This window comes from Mesorhizobium sp. M0909 (assembly GCF_040319515.1).
In the GTDB taxonomy this organism is placed as follows: domain Bacteria; phylum Pseudomonadota; class Alphaproteobacteria; order Rhizobiales; family Rhizobiaceae; genus Mesorhizobium.
Genome location: NZ_JAMYOA010000021.1, coordinates 1 through 19279 on the forward strand (window position 1 = coordinate 1; position 19279 = coordinate 19279).

Genomic DNA, 19279 nt, shown 5'->3' on the forward strand with positions numbered 1-19279 from the left:
GCCCGGGCCGAAACCGCCGCCGAAAGCCCAAACAAGGGGGCGGAGCTCACAAAGACGAGCGAAATCCCTGCGATCCCGCCCCATCCAAACATCCCCAGTTACTACGCAACAGGCCCACAAGGGGAGAAGGGGAGGCGCAGCTTTTACGCCTCAATATATTCCGCATATTCCGCCAGACTGATACCTTTGGGCACATCCAGTCCATCGGCGCGCGAAGCCTTCGATGTGAAAGCGTATTGCGTCGCGAATTTCGGTTTTTCCACCTCGAGCACCGATCGCAATGCAGCCGGGTAGGTCCGGCAGCTAAGCGGAAAAATTGTTTCCGGCTTTTCGATGACTGCCACGTAACGCATTGCGCGACCTCTTCGGTTGGAAATGTCATTATGGCCAGCGGCCGATCATCTACACCGACGTAGTTGAACAGCAGCTCCTCCTGAGATCTTTCCTGCTCTAATGAGCACATCGTCACGGATATTGAGGACGGCTTCGAGTCAACGCTGAGCACGGGGCGCGGTTCGGTGGGCGAGAGCGTCTACTCCCTCATGCCAGCCTCTTCACCACCAAATCCTCGCTGCGGTCCACTGAGAGCACAGGCTGACCCATCCTCAGGTGTAGCTCGATAGCCGACACGCTTCCCCATAGGGTCCCCGACGTGGCTTGTGACCCACACGTCTCGATCACGCAAAACAGGAGCGCATCATGTCGCAGGCAGAAACAAAAACCCGCACGACTGGTCAGCAGGAGACAAACATGAGCTTGGACAACATTTCACACCCCTCGATCCAGCACTGCGCCGACAGCCTGAACGCCAAGCACAGCAACGGTAGACCGGAGCCCGAATTGGTTCCGTCGCGCTACGCGCTGCAGGTCGGCGACATCGACGTGCTGGTGGTCAGCGATGGAGTGCTGCCGATACCAGCGCCGGTTATGGCATACAACGTCGACCCGGCCCTCCGGGCGGCCTGGCTGGACGACATGTTCCTGCCGCCGGACGTGCTCGAGTGGCCGCTGAACGTGGTCGTCGTACGCAGCGGCGACCGGACCATACTCGTGGACGCCGGGCTGGGGATGGACCCGGACTTGCACTTGCCGAGGGCCGGGCGGTTGGTCTCGCGACTGGAGGCCGCCGGCATCGATCTCGCATCCGTCACCGACGTGGTGCTGACCCATATGCACATGGACCACATTGGCGGGCTCCTCATCGACGGGGTGAAGGACCGGCTGCGTCCGGATCTGCGGATTCACGTGGCGGCCGCCGAGCTCAAGTTCTGGGAGTCGCCCGATTTCTCCCGCGTCTCCATGCCAACGGGGTTCCCGGATGCGCTGCGGCGGGCGGCCAAGCGGTTCGTGAACGACTACCACAGCCAGTTGCGGCCGTTTGAGACGGAGCATGAGGTGGCGCCGGGGGTGGTCGTCACGCTCACCGGCGGCCACACCCCCGGGCACAGCGTGGTCCGCCTAGCGTCCGGCGGCGATCGGCTGACCTTCGCCGGCGACGCCGTGTTCCAGGTCGGGTTCGACCAACCCGACTGGCACAACGGCTTCGAACACGACCCCGAGGAGGCGGCCCGCGTCCGGATCAATCTTTTGCGGGAGCTGGCGGCGACCCGCGAGCCGCTGGTGGCCACTCACCTGCCGTTCCCGTCTATCTGCCATGTGGCGGTGGACGGCGATGTCTTTCGTTGCGTGCCGGCTGTCTGGGACTACTGACCCGCGTATTGGGTTAGGGCCGAGCACAGCGTTTGAACGACCGCACGAGCAACGTCGCGAGCTTTGGCCGTTAGAGGTGGGTTGCCGTCAACCCACCTCCAAGCGATGAACTTGCCTATCAGCTATCTCAGCTACACCCGCTCGTAGCCCCGCAAGTGTCGCACTTCTCGCAAGTCCCGTTCCGCACCATCGTGAAGTTATGGCATTCCGAGCATTCGTTGCCGGTGTAGCCCTGCATCAATGATTGCTGGCGCCGGTTGGCGGCGAGCGCTTTGGCTTCGGCTGCTTCTTTCGCGGCCTCGTCGGTGAACAGCTCCGTCGGGTCGGAGGCTTCCGCGTAGACGATGTCCTCGACCAGTTCCCTGGCGCGCTCCTCGTAGTCGCGCTTGTAGGCAATGGCCTCGTCACTGGCGGGCTTCAGCGTCAGCACGTTGGAGCCGGAGAAGGCGGTCGGGGCGGTACGGGCCGGAGTTCCGGAGCCCGCGCCGGCAAAGCCCTTGGGCTCGGCACCCATGCCCGACACCAGCTTGACCGGCGAGGCGCCGCGGGTCAGGCCCTTGGAGAAGGGCGTCGCCTTGCCTTCGTTGATGCCGCGCCCGAGTGCGGTCTTGTCGAAGTCCGACTGGTCGACATGGGCGAGGTCGTGGCGGCCGAGATAGGAGACGGCGAGTTCGCGGAACACATAGTCGAGGATCGACGTGGCGTTCTTGATGGCGTCGTTGCCCTGCACCATGCCGGCCGGCTCGAACTTGGTGAAGGTGAAGGCCTCGACAAATTCCTCGAGCGGCACGCCATATTGCAGGCCGAGCGAAATGGCGATGGCGAAGTTGTTCATCATCGCCCGGAAGGCGGCACCTTCCTTGTGCATGTCGATGAAGATCTCGCCGAGGCGGCCGTCATCGAATTCGCCGGTCCTGAGATAGACCTTGTGGCCGCCGACGACCGCCTTCTGGGTATAGCCCTTGCGGCGGTTCGGCAGTTTCTCGCGGTCGCGGTAGAGACGCTCGACGACGCGCTCGACGATCTTCTCGGTCACCTGCACGGCGCGCTGCGCGGCCGGTGCCGCGATCAGCTGCTCGAGCGCTTCGTCCTCGTCGTCTTCGACGTCGGCAAGCAACGAGGCGTTGAGCGGCTGCGACAGCTTCGAGCCGTCGCGATAGAGCGCGTTGGCCTTCAGCGCCAGCTTCCACGACAGCATGTAGGCGCCCTTGGCGTCTTCCACCGTCGCATCGTTCGGCATGTTGATGGTCTTGGAAATGGCGCCGGAAATGAAGGGCTGTGCCGCCGCCATCATCATGATGTGGCTGTTGATCGACAGCGAACGCTTGCCGATCTTGCCGCACGGGCTGGCGCAGTCGAACACAGGCAGGTGTTCGGCCTTCAGGAACGGCGCGCCTTCCAGCGTCATCGCTCCGCAGACATGGATGTTGGCGGCCTCGATGTCCTTCTTCGAGAAACCCAGCGCCGGCAGCATCTCGAACGAGAAATCATTGAGCTGCTCGTCGGTGAAGCCGAACGTCTCCTTCACCCAGTCGGCGCCCAGCGTCCACTGATTGAAGACGAACTTGATATCGAAGGCCGACTTCAATGCCGCATTGAGTGCGGCGATCTTTTCGTCGGTAAAGCCTTTTGCCTTGAGCGAGCCGGGATTGATGCCCGGCGCCTGGTTGAGATTGCCGTGGCCGACGGCATAGGCCTCGATCTCGGCGATCTGGGCCTCGGAATAGCCGAGGGTTCGCAGCGCTTCGGGCACGGCGCGGTTGATGATCTTGAAATAGCCGCCGCCGGCGAGCTTCTTGAATTTCACCAGCGCGAAGTCGGGCTCGATACCGGTGGTGTCGCAATCCATCACCAGGCCGATCGTGCCGGTCGGTGCGATCACCGTTGCCTGCGCGTTGCGGTAGCCATGCTCCTCGCCAAGCTCGATGGCGCGGTCCCAGGCGGCCTTGGCATGGTCGGCAAGCTCCTGCTGCTTGAGATCCGAGGCGACCAGCGGCACCGGGTTGACGGCAAGCTTCTCGTAGCCGTCCCTTTCGCCGTAGGCCGCGCGGCGGTGATTGCGCATGACACGCAGCATGTTCTGCGCATTGCGGTCGTAGTCGGGGAAGGCGCCGAGCTCGGCGGCCATTTCAGCCGAAGTGGCATAGGCGGTGCCGGTCATGATCGCGGTGAGGGCGGCGCAAATGGCGCGGCCCTCGTCGGAATCGTAAGGAATGCCCGAGGTCATCAGCAGGCCGCCGATGTTGGCGTAGCCGAGGCCGAGCGTGCGGTACTCGTAGGAAAGCTTGGCGATCTCCTTCGACGGGAACTGCGCCATCATGACGGAGATTTCCAGCACCATGGTCCACAGCCGCACCGTGTGCTCGTAGGCAGCGATGTCGATGGTGCCGTCGGCGTTGCGATAGGGCAGTAGGTTGATCGACGCCAGATTGCAGGCAGTGTCGTCGAGGAACATGTATTCCGAGCACGGGTTGGACGCCCGGATCGCACCGGCCGAGGCGCAGGTGTGCCAGTCGTTCATCGTCGTGTTGAAATGCAAGCCCGGATCGGCCGACGCCCAGGCGGCGTAGCCGATCTTTTCCCAGAGATCGCGCGCCTTCAGCGTCTTCAGCACCTTGCCGTCCTTGCGGGCGGTGAGATGCCAGTCGCCGTCCTGCTCGACGGCGCGCAGGAAATCGTCCTTCAGCGACACCGAATTGTTGGAGTTCTGGCCGGAAACGGTGAGATAGGCGTCCGAATCCCAGTCGGTGTCGTAGGTCTTGAACGACATCGAGGTGTAGCCCTGCTTGGCGAACTGGATGACGCGGTAGATGTAGTTCTCCGGCACCGCGTCCTTCTTGGCCGCCTTGATCTCGCGCTTCAACGCGGTGTTGACCGCCGGGTCGAAGCAATCGTCGCCATTGCCTTCGCAGTTGATGCAGGCCCTCATGATCGCTTCGAGGTGCTTCTTGACGATCTTCGAGCCGGTGACCAGCGAGGCGACCTTCTGCTCCTCATTGACCTTCCAGTCGATGAATTCCTCGATATCGGGATGATCAGCGTCGACGATGACCATTTTCGCCGCGCGACGCGTCGTGCCGCCCGACTTGATGGCGCCGGCCGCGCGGTCGCCGATCTTGAGGAAGCTCATCAGCCCCGACGAGCGGCCGCCGCCCGACAGCTTTTCGCCTTCGCCGCGCAGGAACGAGAAGTTCGAGCCGGTGCCGGAGCCATATTTGAACAGGCGCGCCTCACGCACCCACAAATCCATGATGCCGCCCTCGTTGACGAGGTCGTCCTGCACGCCCTGAATGAAGCAGGCATGCGGCTGCGGATGCTCGTAGGAAGACTTCGACTTGGTCAGCTTGCCGGTGAACGGGTCGACATAGAAATGGCCCTGGCTCGGACCGTCGATGCCATAGGCCCAGTGCAGGCCGGTGTTGAACCATTGCGGCGAATTCGGCGCGACGCGCTGGGTGGCCAGCATATAGGCGAGCTCGTCACGGAAGGCGCGCGCGTCTTCCTCCGACTTGAAGTAGCCGCCCTTCCAGCCCCAATAGGTCCAGGTGCCGGCAAGCCGGTCGAAGACCTGGCGGGCGTCGGTCTCGGAACCGTAGCGCGCGGCTTCCGGCAGCTTGGCCAGTTCAGCCTCGTCGGCCACGGAGCGCCACAGGAAGGAGGGAACTTGCGTCTCTTCGACCTTCTTCAGCCGGGCCGGGACGCCAGCCTTGCGGAAATATTTCTGCGCCAGGATATCGGCGGCAACCTGGGAGAACTGCGCCGGCACGTCGATGTTGTCCAAGCGGAACACCACCGAGCCATCCGGATTCTTGATCTCAGAAAGCGCCTTGCGGAATTCGATCTCCGCGTAAGCTGATTGCCCTGGCTTGGTGAAACGACGCTCGATGCGCATTGGTCCGGTCCCTTTTGTCTACATATAGCGCTTTTCCCAGAGGATTTCTGCCCTCTTGACGAAACGCGCATGCCCGCCGTCTGCCGGCGTTCGAAAACCCCGGCTCTCATCGTCACAGTCTCCGCCGCCCTGCCGGTCGAACCTCTTACGAGGCCGCTGTCCAACGCGCTCACGGACCCTGTGGGTCCCTCAAAACTGAAAACTTTTTGTAACGCCCTCGGTCGAGGGAAATTCACATTATCTAGCGTCGAACCTACCTGCAAACACTAAATATAGTATTAACAGACAATTTATTCAAGTCCGACAATCCTCCCCTTTCGCCCCCAAGGCTTCAAAATCCCACGCCTCCGCCGGCCTCGTAAACAGGCGGGAATGCGGATCAAAACGCACATATTCCGGGAAAAAGACCGGCCTCGAAACTTTTCCGGTCGCGCTCTCAACAGGAGCGCATGGCCTATAAAAGGCGACTCGTTTTGCGCCGTCAAGGATTCGTTTGCGTAGCTTTTATGACCCCAACATCTTGTGTGTCACATATGTGGATAACGGGGATAGAAGCGGAGCGCAGCGAGGAAGGTTCGGCGCCGCGCGGAGGTGCTTCGGCGATGGCGTTCGCGGCACCTGACCGCGGCTATGCGCCGCCCGGGCTCAGGAGAACCGGCGTGGATCGGCGCAGAAATGGGCGATGATCTGGCGAAGGTCCGGTTCATGCACCATGCCCACAGCCTCGGCGGCGCTGACCCACTTGCGGGTGCGTGCCCGCTTTTCCTTCCACCGGTCGGCGACCTTCTCGACCTGCAGCGGGAACACCAGAACCTCGCACGGCACTTCCTCGCCAGAATCCAGCACCTTGGCGTAGAAATAGCGGCCGGCCTCTTGATGCGAGATCGTGCCGCGCAGCCCGGCCTCCTCGCCGGCTTCGCGCGCCGCCGCTTCGCAAAGCGGCTCCTTCGCTTCCGGCCAGCCCTTGGGAAGCACCCAACGGCCGGTATCGCGGCTGGTGATCAGCATGATTTCGACGCCGTCCCCGCTATCGCGCCAAGGCAACGCTGCAACCTGCAGGCGGGACGGCACCGCGCCGAAGAGTCGCTGGACCCTTTCGGCCAGATGGTTGTGCGTCGTTGGCCTCGTCAACATCGGAGAAGCTTGCCCCAGCTTCCAGAATCATTTGCCGTCTCATGAATCTTACGGCTAATTATAAGCAATAAAAGTAAAAAATGTTTCATGGACCAGCGAAATTCTGCCGATTTGCGCCGGTCTCGCCCAAATGGGGCGGCCGCGCGAGCATCACGCCGGCATTTCTCGGCTGCGGATGGTGCCTTGGGCGGGCTGGTTGCAATAAGCGGCGGTGCCGCGAATCAGCCGGCGTGGTCGTCGGCGATCGGCTTCTGGTAGGTGAAGCCCATGTCCCACGGAAAATAGATCCAGGTGTCCTGGCTGACCTCGGTAACGAAAGTGTCGACCATCGGCCTGCCTTTTGGCTTGGCGTAGACGGTGGCGAAATGCGCCTTGGGCATCATCGCGCGCACGATGCCGGCAGTCTTGCCGGTATCGGTGAGGTCGTCGATGATCAGCACGCCGGCCCCGTCATCCACGAGTAGCGCCGGCGTGACCTCCTTCAGCACCTGCAACTGCCCCTGGCTGGTGTAGTCGTGGTAGGACGCGACGCAGACCGTCTCAATAACTCGGATGCCGAGCTCGCGCGAAATGATGGCGGCAGGAACCAGGCCGCCGCGCGTGATGCAGACGATCGCCTTCCATTGCCCCTTGTTGGCGCCGGCAAGCCGCCAGGCGAGCGCGCGCGCATCGCGGTGGAACTGGTCCCAGGAGACCGGGAAGGCTTTTTCGGGCAGGGACATCTTTCGCGCACTCCGCAAAGCGCGCATCGCGCGCAGACACTATGGAAAGCGCGCGGAATTAACTGGAAAGGCTTGGCTTTGGCAAGGGGAGTGGAAAGCTATCCCTGTGAAGCTACCGCGACAGGAAAGCCGCCACCGGTGCGGTGCGCAGCACGGTCCGCGTGACCCCGCCGAACAGCAGCTGGCGCAGCCAGGAATGGCTGTAGGCGCCGAGCACGAGCAGGTCCGCACCCGTTTCGGCGACCCTGGTCTGGATGATGTCGTCGACCGAGGCGCCGCCGGACCTCAGCACCGAGACGCTGACGGTCGCGCCGTGCCTGGACAGCGAGGCGGCGATCTCTGCGCCGGCCGTTTCCGGCGCCTCGTCGAGCGTATCCGGCGGGTCGATGACGACGATGTCCGTCTTCTCGGCCTCGATGATGAAGGGCAGGGCATCGAAGGCCGCGCGCGCGGCTTCCTTGCTGCCGTTCCAGGCGAGCAGCACATGCTTGAAGCTGGTCACCAGCGGACCCGAATGCGGCACCACCAGCACCGGCCGGCCGGCATCGTAGACCAGCGTGTCGACGTCGGCGCTCGGGTCGCTGCCCGATTCGCGCTGCGCGGCGATGATCAGGTCCGCAGTGCGAACGGTCGAGATGCCGGTAAGCGCACTGTCGCCGGAAAAACTCTCGAGGCTGCGCCATTCGAACGACAGGCCGGAATTCTCGACGCGATTGTGAAAGGCGGCCTGCAACTTCTCGGCGCGCTCCCGGTTCATGTCGGCCGAAACCTGCAGGAACTCGGTGTCCGGAAAGCCGGTGGCCGAGGTGTAGGGCACGGGCAGCGCCTCGGCATGGATGCCGATCAGATGGCTCTGGAAACGGCTGGCCAGCGGGATCGCGCAGTCGAGCACGCGCTCGGCGTCCTGTTCGTTCTGCAGTATGGCGACGATGGTCTTGAATCGCATGGCAGTCCCTCACTCCTTACGGCGATCCCATCGTGACAAACGTCACTGCGCGATGCTTGGTTCCGTCACGCCGATCAGCCCGCCTTGTTTGCCTTGATCAAACCCGCCACTATAGCCTCTACGTCGGCGCGTGCGGAGTCCAGCGCCTGCTGGCTACGGGCCCTCACCACCAGTTCCGTCCAGAACTTGCCGTCGCCATATTTCGGGTAGGAGCCGATGATCGTGTCCGGATGCGCCGTCTGGATGTCGCCCAGCGGCCCGCCGATCAGGCCTTCGCCGAACGGGCATTCCACGGTGGCCGACAGCATTTTGGTGCCGGCCCGCAACGTCGGCACGACATTGTCGAGCATCGCTTGGAAAATCGCCGGCACGCCGGCCATGACATGGACGTTGCCGATGCGAAAGCCCGGCGCAACCGACACTGGGTTGTCGATGTGGTCTGCCCCGCGCGGCATCCGCGCCATGCGCTTGCGCGCTTCCGTGTATTCGATGCCCCGGGCAGCATAGCTTGCCTCCAGCAGGGCGTAGGCCCGGGCGTCGTATTCGCATGGCACGCCAAAGGCCTTGGCAACCGAATCGGCGGTGATGTCGTCATGCGTCGGGCCGATGCCGCCGGTGGTGAAGACATAGGTGTAGCGGGTGCGCAGCGCATTCACCGCAGCGACGATCTCGTCTTCCTCGTCCGCAACGATGCGCACTTCCTTCAGGTCGATGCCGATCGCCGTCATGATATCGGCGAGGTGGCCGATGTTCTTGTCCTTGGTACGGCCGGACAGAATCTCGTCGCCGATGACGAGCATGGCGGCGGTGACGATTTCGGTCATGGCAGGCTCCGGCAAACGGGTCGCCTGAGATAGCGCGGCGGACGGCCGGCGGCAATGCCGCCAAACGACGGATCCACCTGTGCCACCTCCCTTGCAGTGGACCCTTCGGCGGGTGATGCTGCGTGCCGGTTTGGAGCCTTGAGCAAGACATGCCGGTACCGATTCTTCCATGGCTGCCCGGCGCGCTGGTTCTGCTGGTGCTCGTCGTGGCAGCCTATCCTCTGCTGGCGACACGGCGGATCGCGGCGAAAGCCGAAAGGCTGGTGCCGGCCAGCGGGAAATTCATCGAGATCGACGGCAACCGCATTCATTATGTCGAGACGGGCGAGGGCCGGCCGATCGTCTTCCTGCACGGTCTCGGCGCGCAGCTTCATCATTTCCGCCACACGCTGTTCGGAATTTTCGGCTCGAACTATCGGCTGATTGCGCTCGACCGTCCGGGCTCCGGCTATTCGGTGCGGGCCACGGGCGCCAGCGGGCGGTTGCCCGAGCAGGCCGAAATCGTGCGGCGCTTCATCGAAATGCTGGGACTGGAAAAGCCGCTGATCGTCGGCCATTCGCTGGGCGGAGCCATCGCACTGACGCTGGCTGTCGAGCATCCCGAGGCGATTTCCGGTGTCGCCTTGCTGGCGCCGCTGACCCATATGGAGCCGGACGCGCGCGAGAAGTTCGGCCCGCTATACATTCAGTCGCCGCTGCGGCGCCGGATCATGGCTCACACGGTGGCGATCCCGGCGGCTCTCAGATACGCAGAACGCACGCTGGCCTTCATCTTCGCGCCGCAGGCGACGCCGGCCGACTATATGGTCGAGGGCGGCGGCTGGTGCGGGCTCAGGCCAAGTCATTTCTATGCAACGTCGACCGATGTCGTGGCCATCGAGCACGACCTTGGCCGTATCGAGCAACGCTATCGCGAGATCACCATGCCGGCTGGCATTCTGTTTGGTGCTTCCGACGTCGTGCTGGGCATCGATATCCATGGCTGGCCGCTGATGGAAAAGATCAGCGGGCTCGATTTCGAGCCGGTCGAGGGGCTTGGCCATATGCCACAATTCGTCGGGCCGGAACGGGTCGTCGCTTTCATCGAACGCATTGCCGACCGCGCATTTGCGCCGAAGTCCGACACCGGCAGCTGACACCCTCCCGGACGCGGTATCGGCCGGCAGGGTGCCGCCCCGCGCATCCCGGCCGCCGGGAATACCTCCGAACCTAATCAGGATATCGGCTATTCCTTCACGGCTCCGGTCATCGAGGAAACATAGTGCTCGACAAAGAACGAATAGAGCACCACCACCGGCAGCGAGCCGATCAGCGCTCCCGCCATCAGCGCCCCCCATTCATAGACGTCCGAGCGCACCAGCTCTGTGAGCACGCCGACCGGCACAGTCTTGTTTTCGGACGACTGAATGAAGGTCAAGGCGTAGATGAACTCGTTCCATGACAGCGTGAATGCGAAGATGCCGGCGGAAATTAGGCCCGGCACCGACAGCGGCAGCACGATCTTGGTGAGGATCTGCCAGCGGCTCGCCCCGTCGATCAGCGCGCATTCCTCCAGCTCGAACGGGATCGAGCGGAAATAACCCATCAACAGCCATGTGCAGAACGGGATCAGGAAGGTCGGATAGGTGAGGATGAGAGCGAAGGGCGTGTCGTAAAGCCCAAGGTTGAACACCATCACCGACAGCGGAATGAACAGGATCGAAGGCGGTACGAGATAGGCGAGGAACACCGCGAGGCCGACCTGGCGCGCCCCGGAGAACCTCAAGCGTTCGATGGCATAGGCCGCGAACACCGCAGCCAGCAGCGACAGGAAGGTGGCGGCGGTCGAGATGATGATCGTGTTGAGCAGCCAGCCCGGATAGGAGGTCTCGAAGAGCAGGTAGCGGATATGCTCGAGCGTCGGATGCACCACCCAGAACGGATTGAAATTGGCGTAGTCGGTCATCTCGAGATTGGGCTTAACCGCCGTGATCGTCATCCAGTAGAACGGAAACAACAGCACGATGACGAATATCAGCAACGGCAGATAGACCGTCACCACGCGGCGCGGCACGCTCTGCAGGTAGCCCATGCCGCCTTCGTCGAGTTTCGGGCGTTTGCTCGTTTCGATCGCGGTCATGTCAATCTCCGCCGCCCTGCTGCCATTTGCGCCGTTGCAGGCCAAAGTAGCTGAACAGGATCGCCGCCAGCAGGAACGGGATCATGGCGACTGCGATCGCGGCGCCTTCGCCAAGCTGGCCTCCGGAAATGCCGCGCTGGAACGACAGCGTCGCCATCAGGTGCGTGGCATTCACCGGCCCACCGCGCGTCAGCACATAGATCAGCTGGAAATCGGTAAAGGTGAACAGCACCGAAAACGTCATGGTGATGGCGATGATCGGCGTCAGCAGCGGCAGCGTCACATAGCGGAACAATTGCCAGCGGCTGGCGCCGTCGAGCGTGGCGGCCTCGTAGAGCGACTGCGGAATCGTCTGCAGGCCGGCAAGCAGCGTGATCGCCACGAAAGGAATGCCGCGCCAGACATTGGCGGCGATGACCGAAGCCCGCGCATTCTCGGGATCGCCGAGGAAATTGATGCGATGGTCGATCAGGCCCATTTCCATAAGCGCCCAGGACAGGATCGAGAACTGCGAATCGTAGATCCACCAGAAGGCGATCGCCGACAGCACCGTCGGCACCACCCAGGGGAGCAGGACGATCGCGCGGAAGAACGATTTGAACGGCAGGTTCTGGTTGAGGATAAGCGCCAGCCAGAGGCCGAGCACGAACTTCAGGATCGAGGCGCTGATCGTATAAAGCAAGGTGTTGAAAACGGAGAGCCAGAAGACGGCGTCGTCCCACAGATATTCGTAATTCTCGATGCCAATGAAGATGCCGGGGCGGCCGATGCGGGCATCGGTGAAGCCGAGCCAGACGCCGAGCCCGAGTGGATAGGTCAGGAAGACCAGCAGCAATGCCGCCGCCGGCAGCATGAAGCCGAAGCCAAGCGCGTTTCGGCTATCGGCCAAGGTCGCCAGGATGCGAGACAAGATCGAGGGACGCGGCTGAACGGCGGCGGAGGTCACGGCCATGGGTCGGCTCCTCTAAGGTTTCGTAAACGGCCGGGCGGCCATGCGCGATTCGAAGCCGGGCAGCATGGCTGCCCGGCCGAGCCGGCTCAAACGCGATAGTAGCGGTTGGCGCGCTTTTCGGCCTCTTCCATCGCCTCTTGCGGTGTCGCCTGGCCAGTCACCGCCTTGGCAAACATATCGACCAGCACATAATCGGCCATGGTCGCCGCCGAGGCGTAGCCGAGCGGGCCGGCATAGCCGTTGGGCCGCAGCGTCGCCGAGGCCTTGGCGTAGGCGGCATTGTTCGGATCGGCCGTCCACACCGGGTTGTTATCGAAGGCTTTGAGCGTCTGGCAGCAATAGCCTGCCGACGACGTGATCCACTGCGACATTTGCGGATCCTCGAACATGAACTGCAGGTAGGCCTTGGCCGCGTTGGGGTAGGGCGTGTAGTCGAAGATCACGGCCGTGGTCACCTGGAACAGCTCGACGGATTTTCCGACCGGGCCGATCGGCAGGTTGGTGGTGCGGATGTCCTTGGCTATTTCAGCCAGCTTCGGATCCTTGTCCTTGTTGATCTTGGCGGTGTTGTAGGCCGAAATCCCGTTGGCGATGACACTCAATTCGCCGGCCAGGAAGGCGCGGTTGTTGTTGACGTCGAGCCAGCTTTCGGTGCCGGGAATGAAGGTCTTGTAGAGTTGCTGCGCGTATTCGATCGCCTTCAGCGTCTCCGGGCTGTTGATCGTCACCTTGCTGTTCTCGTCGACCATCTGGCCGCCATGGCTCCACAGCAGCCAGTGGGCGTAGTTGTTGCCGTCGCCGACGCCGTGGCCGTGCGTGAAGCCGGCCGGGTGCCCCTTCGCCTGCAATGCCTTGCAAAGCTCGAGCAGGCCTGCCGTGTCCTTTGGAAATTCTGAGAAGCCGGCCTCTTTCACCCAGCTTTCGCGATAGACGATGGCATTGCCGATGGTCGCCAGTGGCAGGCCGAGGAACTTGCCTTGCCGTGTCGCATATTGGTGCGGTCCATCGTGCCAGCCGCCATATTTCGAGCCGAGATATTCGCCTAGTTCCGTCACATCGTGCAGCTTGTCGGGATATTGGTGCGGGTCGTCGAACCAGACGAACATCAGGTCCGGGCCGGAGCCGACATTGGCGGCGACCGCCGCCTTGGGGCGAATGTCCTCCCAGCTTTCCTTGTCGACGCGGACCTCGACGCCGGTCGCTTCGGTGAAGCGCTTGGTGTTGGCCAGCCATTGGTCCTCGTCGCCCTGCACGAAAGGCGACCAGCGCAGCAGCCTGAGCTTGGCGCCGTCCTCGGGCTTGTATTTCAACCCCTCCTGAGCAAAGGCGGGAGAGCCGATGAACCGGCTTCCCAAGGCTCCCGCCGCCGCGCCGGCGGTGGTGCGGATCACGTCACGTCTGGTGAATTTCATGTTCGCTTCCTCCTGCTTATTGTCCGTGCCGTCCTACTGCTCGATGGGTGTTTCGAACCGCTGTCCGGTTTTGCCGTGAAAGAGATGGATGAGGCCAGGCTCGGCCGTAAGCCGGATGGTTTCGCCCGGCGTGAAGGAATGCCGTTCCCGGAAATTGGCGACGATCTCCTCGCCGCCGGCGGTTCGGCCGATGAGCTGCACTTCGGACCCTGTCGGCTCGACCACCGCGACGGTGACCGGAATGCCCTGATGGTCGGACAGCCGTAAATGCTCGGGCCGTATCCCCAGCACGACCGGCTCACCATTGCCGATGGAAAGTGCTGAGGCCAACGGGACCGAAATCCCTCCGGCGCCGCGGAACGACGGCGAGCCGTCGCTTACGATCTCGCCCCTGAGCATGTTCATGGCGGGCGACCCGATGAAGCTGGCGACAAAAAGATTGTTCGGCCGGTCGTAGAGTTCGAGCGGCGGCCCGATCTGCTCGACGATGCCGTCATGCATGACGACGATCTTGTCGGCCATGGTCATCGCCTCGATCTGGTCGTGGGTGACGTAGACCGTCGTGGTCTTCAGGCGCTGGTGCAGTTCCTTGATCTCGGCGCGCATCTGCACCCGGAGCTTGGCATCGAGATTGGACAGCGGCTCGTCGAACAGGAAAACCTGCGGGTCGCGCACGATCGCCCGCCCCATGGCGACGCGTTGGCGCTGGCCGCCGGAAAGCTGGCGGGGATAACGGTCGAGCAGCGGCACCAGTCCCAGGATCTCGGCCGCACGCCGCACGCCGGCATCGCTCTCCGTCTTGGGAACGCCCTTGAGCATCAGCGAGAACGCCATGTTCTCGGCAACCGTCATATGCGGGTAGAGCGCATAGTTCTGGAAGACCATGGCGACGTCGCGCTCCTTTGGCGCAACGTTGTTGACCACACGTTTGCCGATCGCGATCTGGCCGCGCGAGATCTTTTCCAGGCCGGCGATCATTCTGAGAAGGGTCGACTTTCCGCAACCCGAAGGTCCGACCAGCGTGACGAACTCGCCGTCGTTTATATCGACGCTGACCCCGTGCAGGACCTCGACGGTCCCAAATGATTTGTAGACATCGCCGATTGCGACAGACGCCATCGATCTCCTCCCGACTGATTCCTGCAACGACTTCGAAGGAAACCGCTTTCCTGCCTGGCCCGCGGCGACGCCCAGGCTCCTCCCCGGTCACGCGCGCGATGTGAGACGGTAGCGCTACCAAACTGACCTGTAAAGCACGCCGGCATCACTGGGATATCGACACGCCCTAATCCGAAACCTCGGTCTGCGGCCGGTCGCGGCCGTCGGCGAGCTCGTCGTGCCAGTTGCCGTCGGCGTCCTCATACTGGATGCCGTCGGTGTTGCCGGCGACCTGCTGTTCGGCCGAAGCGATCTCGGCGGCGCGCAAGGCATCCTGATGGGTGGGGAACGTTTCGGAGAATGTCGAGCCGACCTTGTAGGCCCAGCCTCCGTCATGCTCGACGATCTTGTAGGTCAGTTTCGCCATGAAACCCTCCGGTTGAAAGCCCGTTGCCTCAATGCAGCCTGTCGTCGGCCAACCTGTCGTCTGGCAGCCTGTCGTCTGCGACCAGCACGTCCGATTCCCTGGCGGCTTCGATCAGTGCCCGGCGCGCATCCGCCGTCGAACGATAACCTTCCAGCACTTTTAGGCAAGTGTCGAGGGCATCACGATGACGGGGCCCGCGATTGAGTGGCCAGACCGTCATCAGGCACTCCGCCGCCTCCTGGGCGCTGCGGATGTGGCGATACTTGCCGACATGGCCGAGTTCGACCACGACCGGCTTTTCAAATGGCTTGCTGTCCATCATCGCCGCCAACGCGGAGCGGCCGATTTGGTTGCAACTGCTATTTTAGCTCAGGCGAAAATAGCTCAGTAGCCGCAGTCATTGCGCAGCCAGCGCGCATTCGCCCAGCCGGTGCGGCCACCGAAATCGACCTGGTACCAGTTTCCGCGGCGGTCGAAGATCTCGGTTTGGTCCCCATTGAACAATTGCCCGATCATGCGTGACGACGAGTTCGGTCGGGCCCGAACGGCGAGAAAGCCGCTTCCCGTTGCCAGATTGTAGTGCCTGGAAAGACCGTGAACCGTACCTTCGCAAGATTGCGCCCCGGCCGGCGTCGATGCGGCGAACGACAGCCCGGCCACAACCGCGGCGGCAGCCGCAATGGAAATCCCCCTAAACGACATGTCTCTGCTCCCCAACCCGCCGCGCCCCGCCGCGGCCCCGGCCACTCTACACCGGCAGAGGATCAGTGCGAAGCTGTGCTGGCCCGTCCAGCGAGACGAACCCGCCGTCAGTTCGCCGCCTTCATCCAGTGCTGCATCGTCGTCACCGAGCGGGCAAGCTGCGGCGCCGGGTGGATTTTCTCGCCGAAGGTGGCCGCGGCGCGCCAGCCCCAGCGCGGATCGGCAAGAAAGGCGCGCGCCAGCGCCACCATGTCGGCGCGGCCGTCGGCGACGATCGCCTCGGCCTGTTTCGGATCGTCGATCAGGCCGACGGCCCGCGTCGGGATGCCGACGGCCTTGCGCACCGCTTCGGCCAAATGCACCTGGTAGCCCGGGCCGGTCGGCAGCTTCTGCAACGGCGAATTGCCGCCACTCGAGCAGCAGAGATAGGCGACGCCGGCTTCCTTCAGCGCTTTTGCCACTTCGATCGCATCCTCGACGTCGAAGCCGCCATCGACCCATTCCTTGATCGACAGACGCGCGCCCAGCATCAGCCTGGGCACCGCCTTCTTTACCGCGTTGGCGATCTCGACGGCGAAACGCATGCGGTTTTCCAGCGAGCCGCCCCAGCGGTCGGTACGCCGGTTGGAAAGCGGCGACAGGAACTGGAAGATCAGATAGCCATGCGCGGCATGCAGCTCGATGAAGTCGAAGCCGGCGCGCTCGGCCCGCCGCGCCGCGTCGGCGAAGCGTTCGATGATTTGCAGGATCTCGTCGTCCTCCAGCGCCCGCGGCACCTGCCAGCCGGTGTCGTAAGCGATCGCCGAGGCCGATACGATCGGCCACGGGTCCTGATCGGCGTGCAGCGGGCCGCCGCCCTCCCAGGGTTTGCGGTTGGAGGCCTTGCGTCCGGCGTGGGCAAGCTGCGTACCGAATTTCGTGCCCGGTGCGGCGACACGCTTGGCTGCATCCAGCGTGCGCCGGGCAGCCGCCTCATTGTCCTCGGAATAGAGGCCGAGACAGCCATGCGAGATGCGGCCGCGCCGTTCGACATCGGTCATCTCGACGGTGACCATGCCGGCGCCCGACATCGCCAGGTTCATCCAGTGATAGAGATGCCAATCGCTGGCCGAGCCGTCCTCGGCCGAATACTGGCACATCGGCGCGACCGCGATGCGGTTGGGGAAGGTGAGGCCGTCGAGGGTGATCGGCTGGAAAAGCGATGAGGTCATAAAAAACTCCGGAAAGGGTTGCCGCTATTTAGGCAGCCGACTGTGCCAGCGCCAGACACGAGACGGTGAAACGGCCCCTGGACCAATTGGTGGACCGATTGCACGAACGGCCGTTCGCGGCTACGCCTTGCCGCGGCAGCAGGGAGTCCACCATGGAAGATCGCATTCGCATCCGCTCTGAGGAAGTCCTTTCCGACGAATGGGCGGTTTTGAAAAAGACCGTCTTCGACTATCGCCGGCGCGACGGCAAATGGGAAACGCATACCCGCCAAACCTACGATCGCGGCGACGGCGCGGTGATCCTGCCTTTCGATCCCGAGCGGTCGACGGTGCTTCTGGTGCGGCAGTTCCGCTACCCCGCCTACGTCACCGGCCACAAGGAGCCGCTGATCGAGGCCTGTGCCGGCCTGCTCGACGAAGACGATCCCGAAACCTGCATCCGCAAGGAGGCCGAGGAGGAACTCGGCTACCGTCTGAAGGACGTGCAGCGGCTGTTTTCGCCCTATATGAGCCCCGGTAGCGTGACCGAGCGGCTCTGGTTCTTCGTCGCCCGCTATTCGCCCGCCGACCGCATTTCCGACGGCGGCGGCGCCCACGACGAAGGCGAAGACATCGAGGTTCTCGAAATGCCGCTCGACGAGGCTCTGGCCGGCATCCACGATGGTCGGATCATCGACGCCAAGACGATTATTTTAATCCAGCATTTGAAGCTGAACCCGATCGGGAGGTGAACGGCTTTAATTCCTTGCCGCAACGGGCTGAGATGCAGCTGAGGGGAACAGATCCATGATTATCAAAAACTTGCCGAAGTGGTTGGGCGCGATTTCGACGGCTGTCTTTCTCTTGGCATCGATTGCCCCCTCACACGCTGAATCCTACTCCAACCTGCAGGGCAAAGGATACAAGACCGGCAAGCTGTCGCGAGGTGCGTCAGGCTCACTGGGCTGGTTCGTTTCCAACGGCGAGAAAAAATACTTCTGCAGAATGCGAGCAGCGCAAGCTTATGTCGGTAGTACAGGGATGGTCGCTTTTACCGCCGCCGGACGGCAAATCTCGTTGGACAGGAACGTCTACGAAAAATACGCTGGATTTGATGCATCCATTCCGCAACTGTCAGACCTGAAGTCTGGCAAGCTCAATAAGCGAGCGGTCGGCAATTGCAGTCCCGCGAAATGACCCGCTCTCGATCTGTCCTTTCAAGTCCAAATCTGGTGCGGACGACGGGAATCGAACCCGTACGATCAGAGATCGAGGGATTTTAAGTCCCTTGCGTCTACCAATTCCGCCACGTCCGCAGGCCAGCCCTTTTCAGCCGCCAGCCAAAGGCCGTCAAGCCGTCTTCTGCCGTAGAGAAATCTGGCACTGGAAGCTAGCGAGGGCCAATTACCCACGGAGATACAAACAAAATCGTTTCACCTGGAAATGTTTTTTAGCGGCAGCTTCCGAGGCTACCGCGAATGCGTGTCCCCCGTTCGCAGGATGCGTCGGGCGCTCTGGCCTGATAGACTCCAATCGGCAAGTGGATCGGCCCGCCGATACTCGACGCAGTCGCCTACAGACACGAGGAGATTGTCATGCTCAAGCTTGCCTCTGCCCTGGCACTGCTGCTTGTTGGGACGGCGCCTCTGTCTGCTGACGAGAGGCCGATGAACGCCAAAGACATCAAATGGGGTCCTGCTCCTGCTGTCATTCCGGCTGGGGCGGAAATGGCTGTTGTCGCTGGAGATCCCTCAAAGGACGGCGCCTTTGTGCTGCGGTTGAAGGCACCCGCCGGCTACAAAATTGCCGCACATAATCATCCCACCACGGAATACATGACGGTGCTTTCCGGCAACTTCCATTTTGGAATGGGCGATAAGCTCGACGAGGCGAAAGGCGTCGAACTGACTGCTGGCGGCTTCGGCGTCGCACCGGCCGGAATGAATCACTTCGCCTGGACGACAAGCGATACGATCGTAGAGGTTCATGGCGAGGGGCCATTCAAGATCACCTACGTCAACCCGGCAGACGATCCGAGCAAAAAGTGACAGTTCGGGGATCGAATTGATTGAACCGGCTGAAGGCTCGAACGATGGGGTGCGTCAAACTCAGCGACCGTCGAGACGAAAGCTGATTGGCCGCAACGGAATC

The 19279-nt window shown here is 62.6% G+C and carries 19 protein-coding genes and 1 tRNA gene; 5 read left to right on the forward strand and 15 right to left on the reverse strand.

What is annotated here, in order from left to right; all coding sequences use genetic code 11:
* Positions 1–143 precede the first annotated feature (143 nt).
* Positions 144–344 carry a type II toxin-antitoxin system HicB family antitoxin gene (locus NKH83_RS25565; protein ID WP_352808032.1) on the reverse strand — a complete coding sequence of 67 codons (201 nt, stop codon included), beginning with the start codon at positions 342–344 and terminating at the stop codon, positions 144–146.
* A 355-nt stretch (positions 345–699) separates the two neighbouring features.
* Between NKH83_RS25565 and NKH83_RS25570 the strand changes: the two genes are divergently transcribed.
* Complete coding sequence (locus NKH83_RS25570; protein ID WP_254817680.1) at positions 700–1710, forward strand: MBL fold metallo-hydrolase; 1011 nt, start codon at positions 700–702, stop codon at positions 1708–1710.
* A 127-nt stretch (positions 1711–1837) separates the two neighbouring features.
* Here NKH83_RS25570 and NKH83_RS25575 read toward each other — a convergent pair whose 3' ends face one another.
* From NKH83_RS25575 to NKH83_RS25595, 5 genes are all read right to left on the reverse strand, one after another.
* A complete protein-coding gene (locus tag NKH83_RS25575; protein WP_352808033.1) occupies positions 1838–5602 on the reverse strand; it encodes a vitamin B12-dependent ribonucleotide reductase in 3765 nt (1254 codons plus the stop codon).
* A gap of 645 nt (positions 5603–6247) precedes the next feature.
* Entirely contained in the window at positions 6248–6736 is a 489-nt protein-coding gene (locus NKH83_RS25580; protein WP_352808034.1) for an NUDIX hydrolase, read from the reverse strand.
* Positions 6737–6957: 221 nt separating this feature from the next.
* Complete coding sequence (gene gpt / locus NKH83_RS25585; RefSeq protein WP_352808035.1) at positions 6958–7458, reverse strand: xanthine phosphoribosyltransferase; 501 nt, start codon at positions 7456–7458, stop codon at positions 6958–6960.
* Positions 7459–7570: 112 nt separating this feature from the next.
* On the reverse strand, positions 7571–8404 hold the full coding sequence (locus NKH83_RS25590; protein ID WP_352477397.1) for a universal stress protein: 834 nt from the start codon (positions 8402–8404) through the stop codon (positions 7571–7573).
* Between the two features lie 74 nt (positions 8405–8478).
* Positions 8479–9228 (reverse strand): competence/damage-inducible protein A, encoded by a 750-nt coding sequence (locus tag NKH83_RS25595; protein ID WP_352808036.1) that lies wholly within the window; start codon positions 9226–9228, stop codon positions 8479–8481.
* Positions 9229–9377: 149 nt separating this feature from the next.
* Between NKH83_RS25595 and NKH83_RS25600 the strand changes: the two genes are divergently transcribed.
* The gene (locus NKH83_RS25600; protein ID WP_352808037.1) at positions 9378–10364 is read left to right on the forward strand and encodes an alpha/beta fold hydrolase; all 987 of its coding nucleotides are present in this window, start codon (positions 9378–9380) and stop codon (positions 10362–10364) included.
* An 89-nt stretch (positions 10365–10453) separates the two neighbouring features.
* On the opposite strand, the gene NKH83_RS25605 is transcribed toward NKH83_RS25600, so the two are convergent.
* The 8 genes from NKH83_RS25605 to NKH83_RS25640 form a co-directional block, all read right to left on the reverse strand.
* A complete protein-coding gene (locus NKH83_RS25605) occupies positions 10454–11347 on the reverse strand; it encodes a carbohydrate ABC transporter permease (protein ID WP_352477400.1) in 894 nt (297 codons plus the stop codon).
* A 1-nt stretch (position 11348) separates the two neighbouring features.
* The gene (locus tag NKH83_RS25610) at positions 11349–12299 is read right to left on the reverse strand and encodes a carbohydrate ABC transporter permease (RefSeq protein ID WP_254817687.1); all 951 of its coding nucleotides are present in this window, start codon (positions 12297–12299) and stop codon (positions 11349–11351) included.
* Positions 12300–12385: 86 nt separating this feature from the next.
* Positions 12386–13711 (reverse strand): ABC transporter substrate-binding protein, encoded by a 1326-nt coding sequence (locus NKH83_RS25615; protein ID WP_254817688.1) that lies wholly within the window; start codon positions 13709–13711, stop codon positions 12386–12388.
* 33 nt (positions 13712–13744) lie between these two features.
* Complete coding sequence (locus NKH83_RS25620) at positions 13745–14830, reverse strand: ABC transporter ATP-binding protein (RefSeq protein WP_352804823.1); 1086 nt, start codon at positions 14828–14830, stop codon at positions 13745–13747.
* A 166-nt stretch (positions 14831–14996) separates the two neighbouring features.
* Positions 14997–15236: a DUF2188 domain-containing protein gene (locus NKH83_RS25625; protein ID WP_254817690.1), complete on the reverse strand. Its 240-nt coding sequence runs from the start codon at positions 15234–15236 to the stop codon at positions 14997–14999.
* A gap of 28 nt (positions 15237–15264) precedes the next feature.
* A complete protein-coding gene (locus NKH83_RS25630) occupies positions 15265–15558 on the reverse strand; it encodes a DUF982 domain-containing protein (protein ID WP_352467305.1) in 294 nt (97 codons plus the stop codon).
* Positions 15559–15620: 62 nt separating this feature from the next.
* The gene (locus NKH83_RS25635) at positions 15621–15938 is read right to left on the reverse strand and encodes an SH3 domain-containing protein (RefSeq protein ID WP_352808038.1); all 318 of its coding nucleotides are present in this window, start codon (positions 15936–15938) and stop codon (positions 15621–15623) included.
* 107 nt (positions 15939–16045) lie between these two features.
* A complete protein-coding gene (locus tag NKH83_RS25640) occupies positions 16046–17149 on the reverse strand; it encodes an NADH:flavin oxidoreductase/NADH oxidase (RefSeq protein WP_352477404.1) in 1104 nt (367 codons plus the stop codon).
* Positions 17150–17301: 152 nt separating this feature from the next.
* Here NKH83_RS25640 and NKH83_RS25645 point away from each other — a divergent pair, with 152 nt between their 5' ends.
* Together NKH83_RS25645 and NKH83_RS25650 are read left to right on the forward strand one after the other, a co-directional pair.
* The gene (locus NKH83_RS25645; RefSeq protein WP_254817694.1) at positions 17302–17880 is read left to right on the forward strand and encodes an NUDIX domain-containing protein; all 579 of its coding nucleotides are present in this window, start codon (positions 17302–17304) and stop codon (positions 17878–17880) included.
* Positions 17881–17935: 55 nt separating this feature from the next.
* Positions 17936–18325: a hypothetical protein gene (locus tag NKH83_RS25650; protein WP_352477405.1), complete on the forward strand. Its 390-nt coding sequence runs from the start codon at positions 17936–17938 to the stop codon at positions 18323–18325.
* 33 nt (positions 18326–18358) lie between these two features.
* Here NKH83_RS25650 and NKH83_RS25655 read toward each other — a convergent pair.
* Positions 18359–18444: transfer RNA gene (locus NKH83_RS25655), tRNA-Leu, on the reverse strand.
* A 279-nt stretch (positions 18445–18723) separates the two neighbouring features.
* On the opposite strand from NKH83_RS25655, the gene NKH83_RS25660 reads away from it, so the two are divergent.
* Complete coding sequence (locus NKH83_RS25660; RefSeq protein WP_352477407.1) at positions 18724–19176, forward strand: cupin domain-containing protein; 453 nt, start codon at positions 18724–18726, stop codon at positions 19174–19176.
* Positions 19177–19279: the final 103 nt, after the last annotated feature.

Coding starts and splice junctions, on each gene's coding strand:
- NKH83_RS25570 (WP_254817680.1), top strand. CDS start 700: ATGTCGCAGGCAGAAACAAAAACCCGCACGACTGGTCAGCAGGAGACA.
- NKH83_RS25575 (WP_352808033.1), bottom strand. CDS start 5,602: ATGCGCATCGAGCGTCGTTTCACCAAGCCAGGGCAATCAGCTTACGCG.
- NKH83_RS25580 (WP_352808034.1), bottom strand. CDS start 6,736: ATGTTGACGAGGCCAACGACGCACAACCATCTGGCCGAAAGGGTCCAG.
- gpt (WP_352808035.1), bottom strand. CDS start 7,458: ATGTCCCTGCCCGAAAAAGCCTTCCCGGTCTCCTGGGACCAGTTCCAC.
- NKH83_RS25590 (WP_352477397.1), bottom strand. CDS start 8,404: ATGCGATTCAAGACCATCGTCGCCATACTGCAGAACGAACAGGACGCC.
- NKH83_RS25595 (WP_352808036.1), bottom strand. CDS start 9,228: ATGACCGAAATCGTCACCGCCGCCATGCTCGTCATCGGCGACGAGATT.
- NKH83_RS25600 (WP_352808037.1), top strand. CDS start 9,378: ATGCCGGTACCGATTCTTCCATGGCTGCCCGGCGCGCTGGTTCTGCTG.
- NKH83_RS25605 (WP_352477400.1), bottom strand. CDS start 11,347: ATGACCGCGATCGAAACGAGCAAACGCCCGAAACTCGACGAAGGCGGC.
- NKH83_RS25610 (WP_254817687.1), bottom strand. CDS start 12,299: ATGGCCGTGACCTCCGCCGCCGTTCAGCCGCGTCCCTCGATCTTGTCT.
- NKH83_RS25615 (WP_254817688.1), bottom strand. CDS start 13,711: ATGAAATTCACCAGACGTGACGTGATCCGCACCACCGCCGGCGCGGCG.
- NKH83_RS25620 (WP_352804823.1), bottom strand. CDS start 14,830: ATGGCGTCTGTCGCAATCGGCGATGTCTACAAATCATTTGGGACCGTC.
- NKH83_RS25625 (WP_254817690.1), bottom strand. CDS start 15,236: ATGGCGAAACTGACCTACAAGATCGTCGAGCATGACGGAGGCTGGGCC.
- NKH83_RS25630 (WP_352467305.1), bottom strand. CDS start 15,558: ATGATGGACAGCAAGCCATTTGAAAAGCCGGTCGTGGTCGAACTCGGC.
- NKH83_RS25635 (WP_352808038.1), bottom strand. CDS start 15,938: ATGTCGTTTAGGGGGATTTCCATTGCGGCTGCCGCCGCGGTTGTGGCC.
- NKH83_RS25640 (WP_352477404.1), bottom strand. CDS start 17,149: ATGACCTCATCGCTTTTCCAGCCGATCACCCTCGACGGCCTCACCTTC.
- NKH83_RS25645 (WP_254817694.1), top strand. CDS start 17,302: ATGGAAGATCGCATTCGCATCCGCTCTGAGGAAGTCCTTTCCGACGAA.
- NKH83_RS25650 (WP_352477405.1), top strand. CDS start 17,936: ATGATTATCAAAAACTTGCCGAAGTGGTTGGGCGCGATTTCGACGGCT.
- NKH83_RS25660 (WP_352477407.1), top strand. CDS start 18,724: ATGCTCAAGCTTGCCTCTGCCCTGGCACTGCTGCTTGTTGGGACGGCG.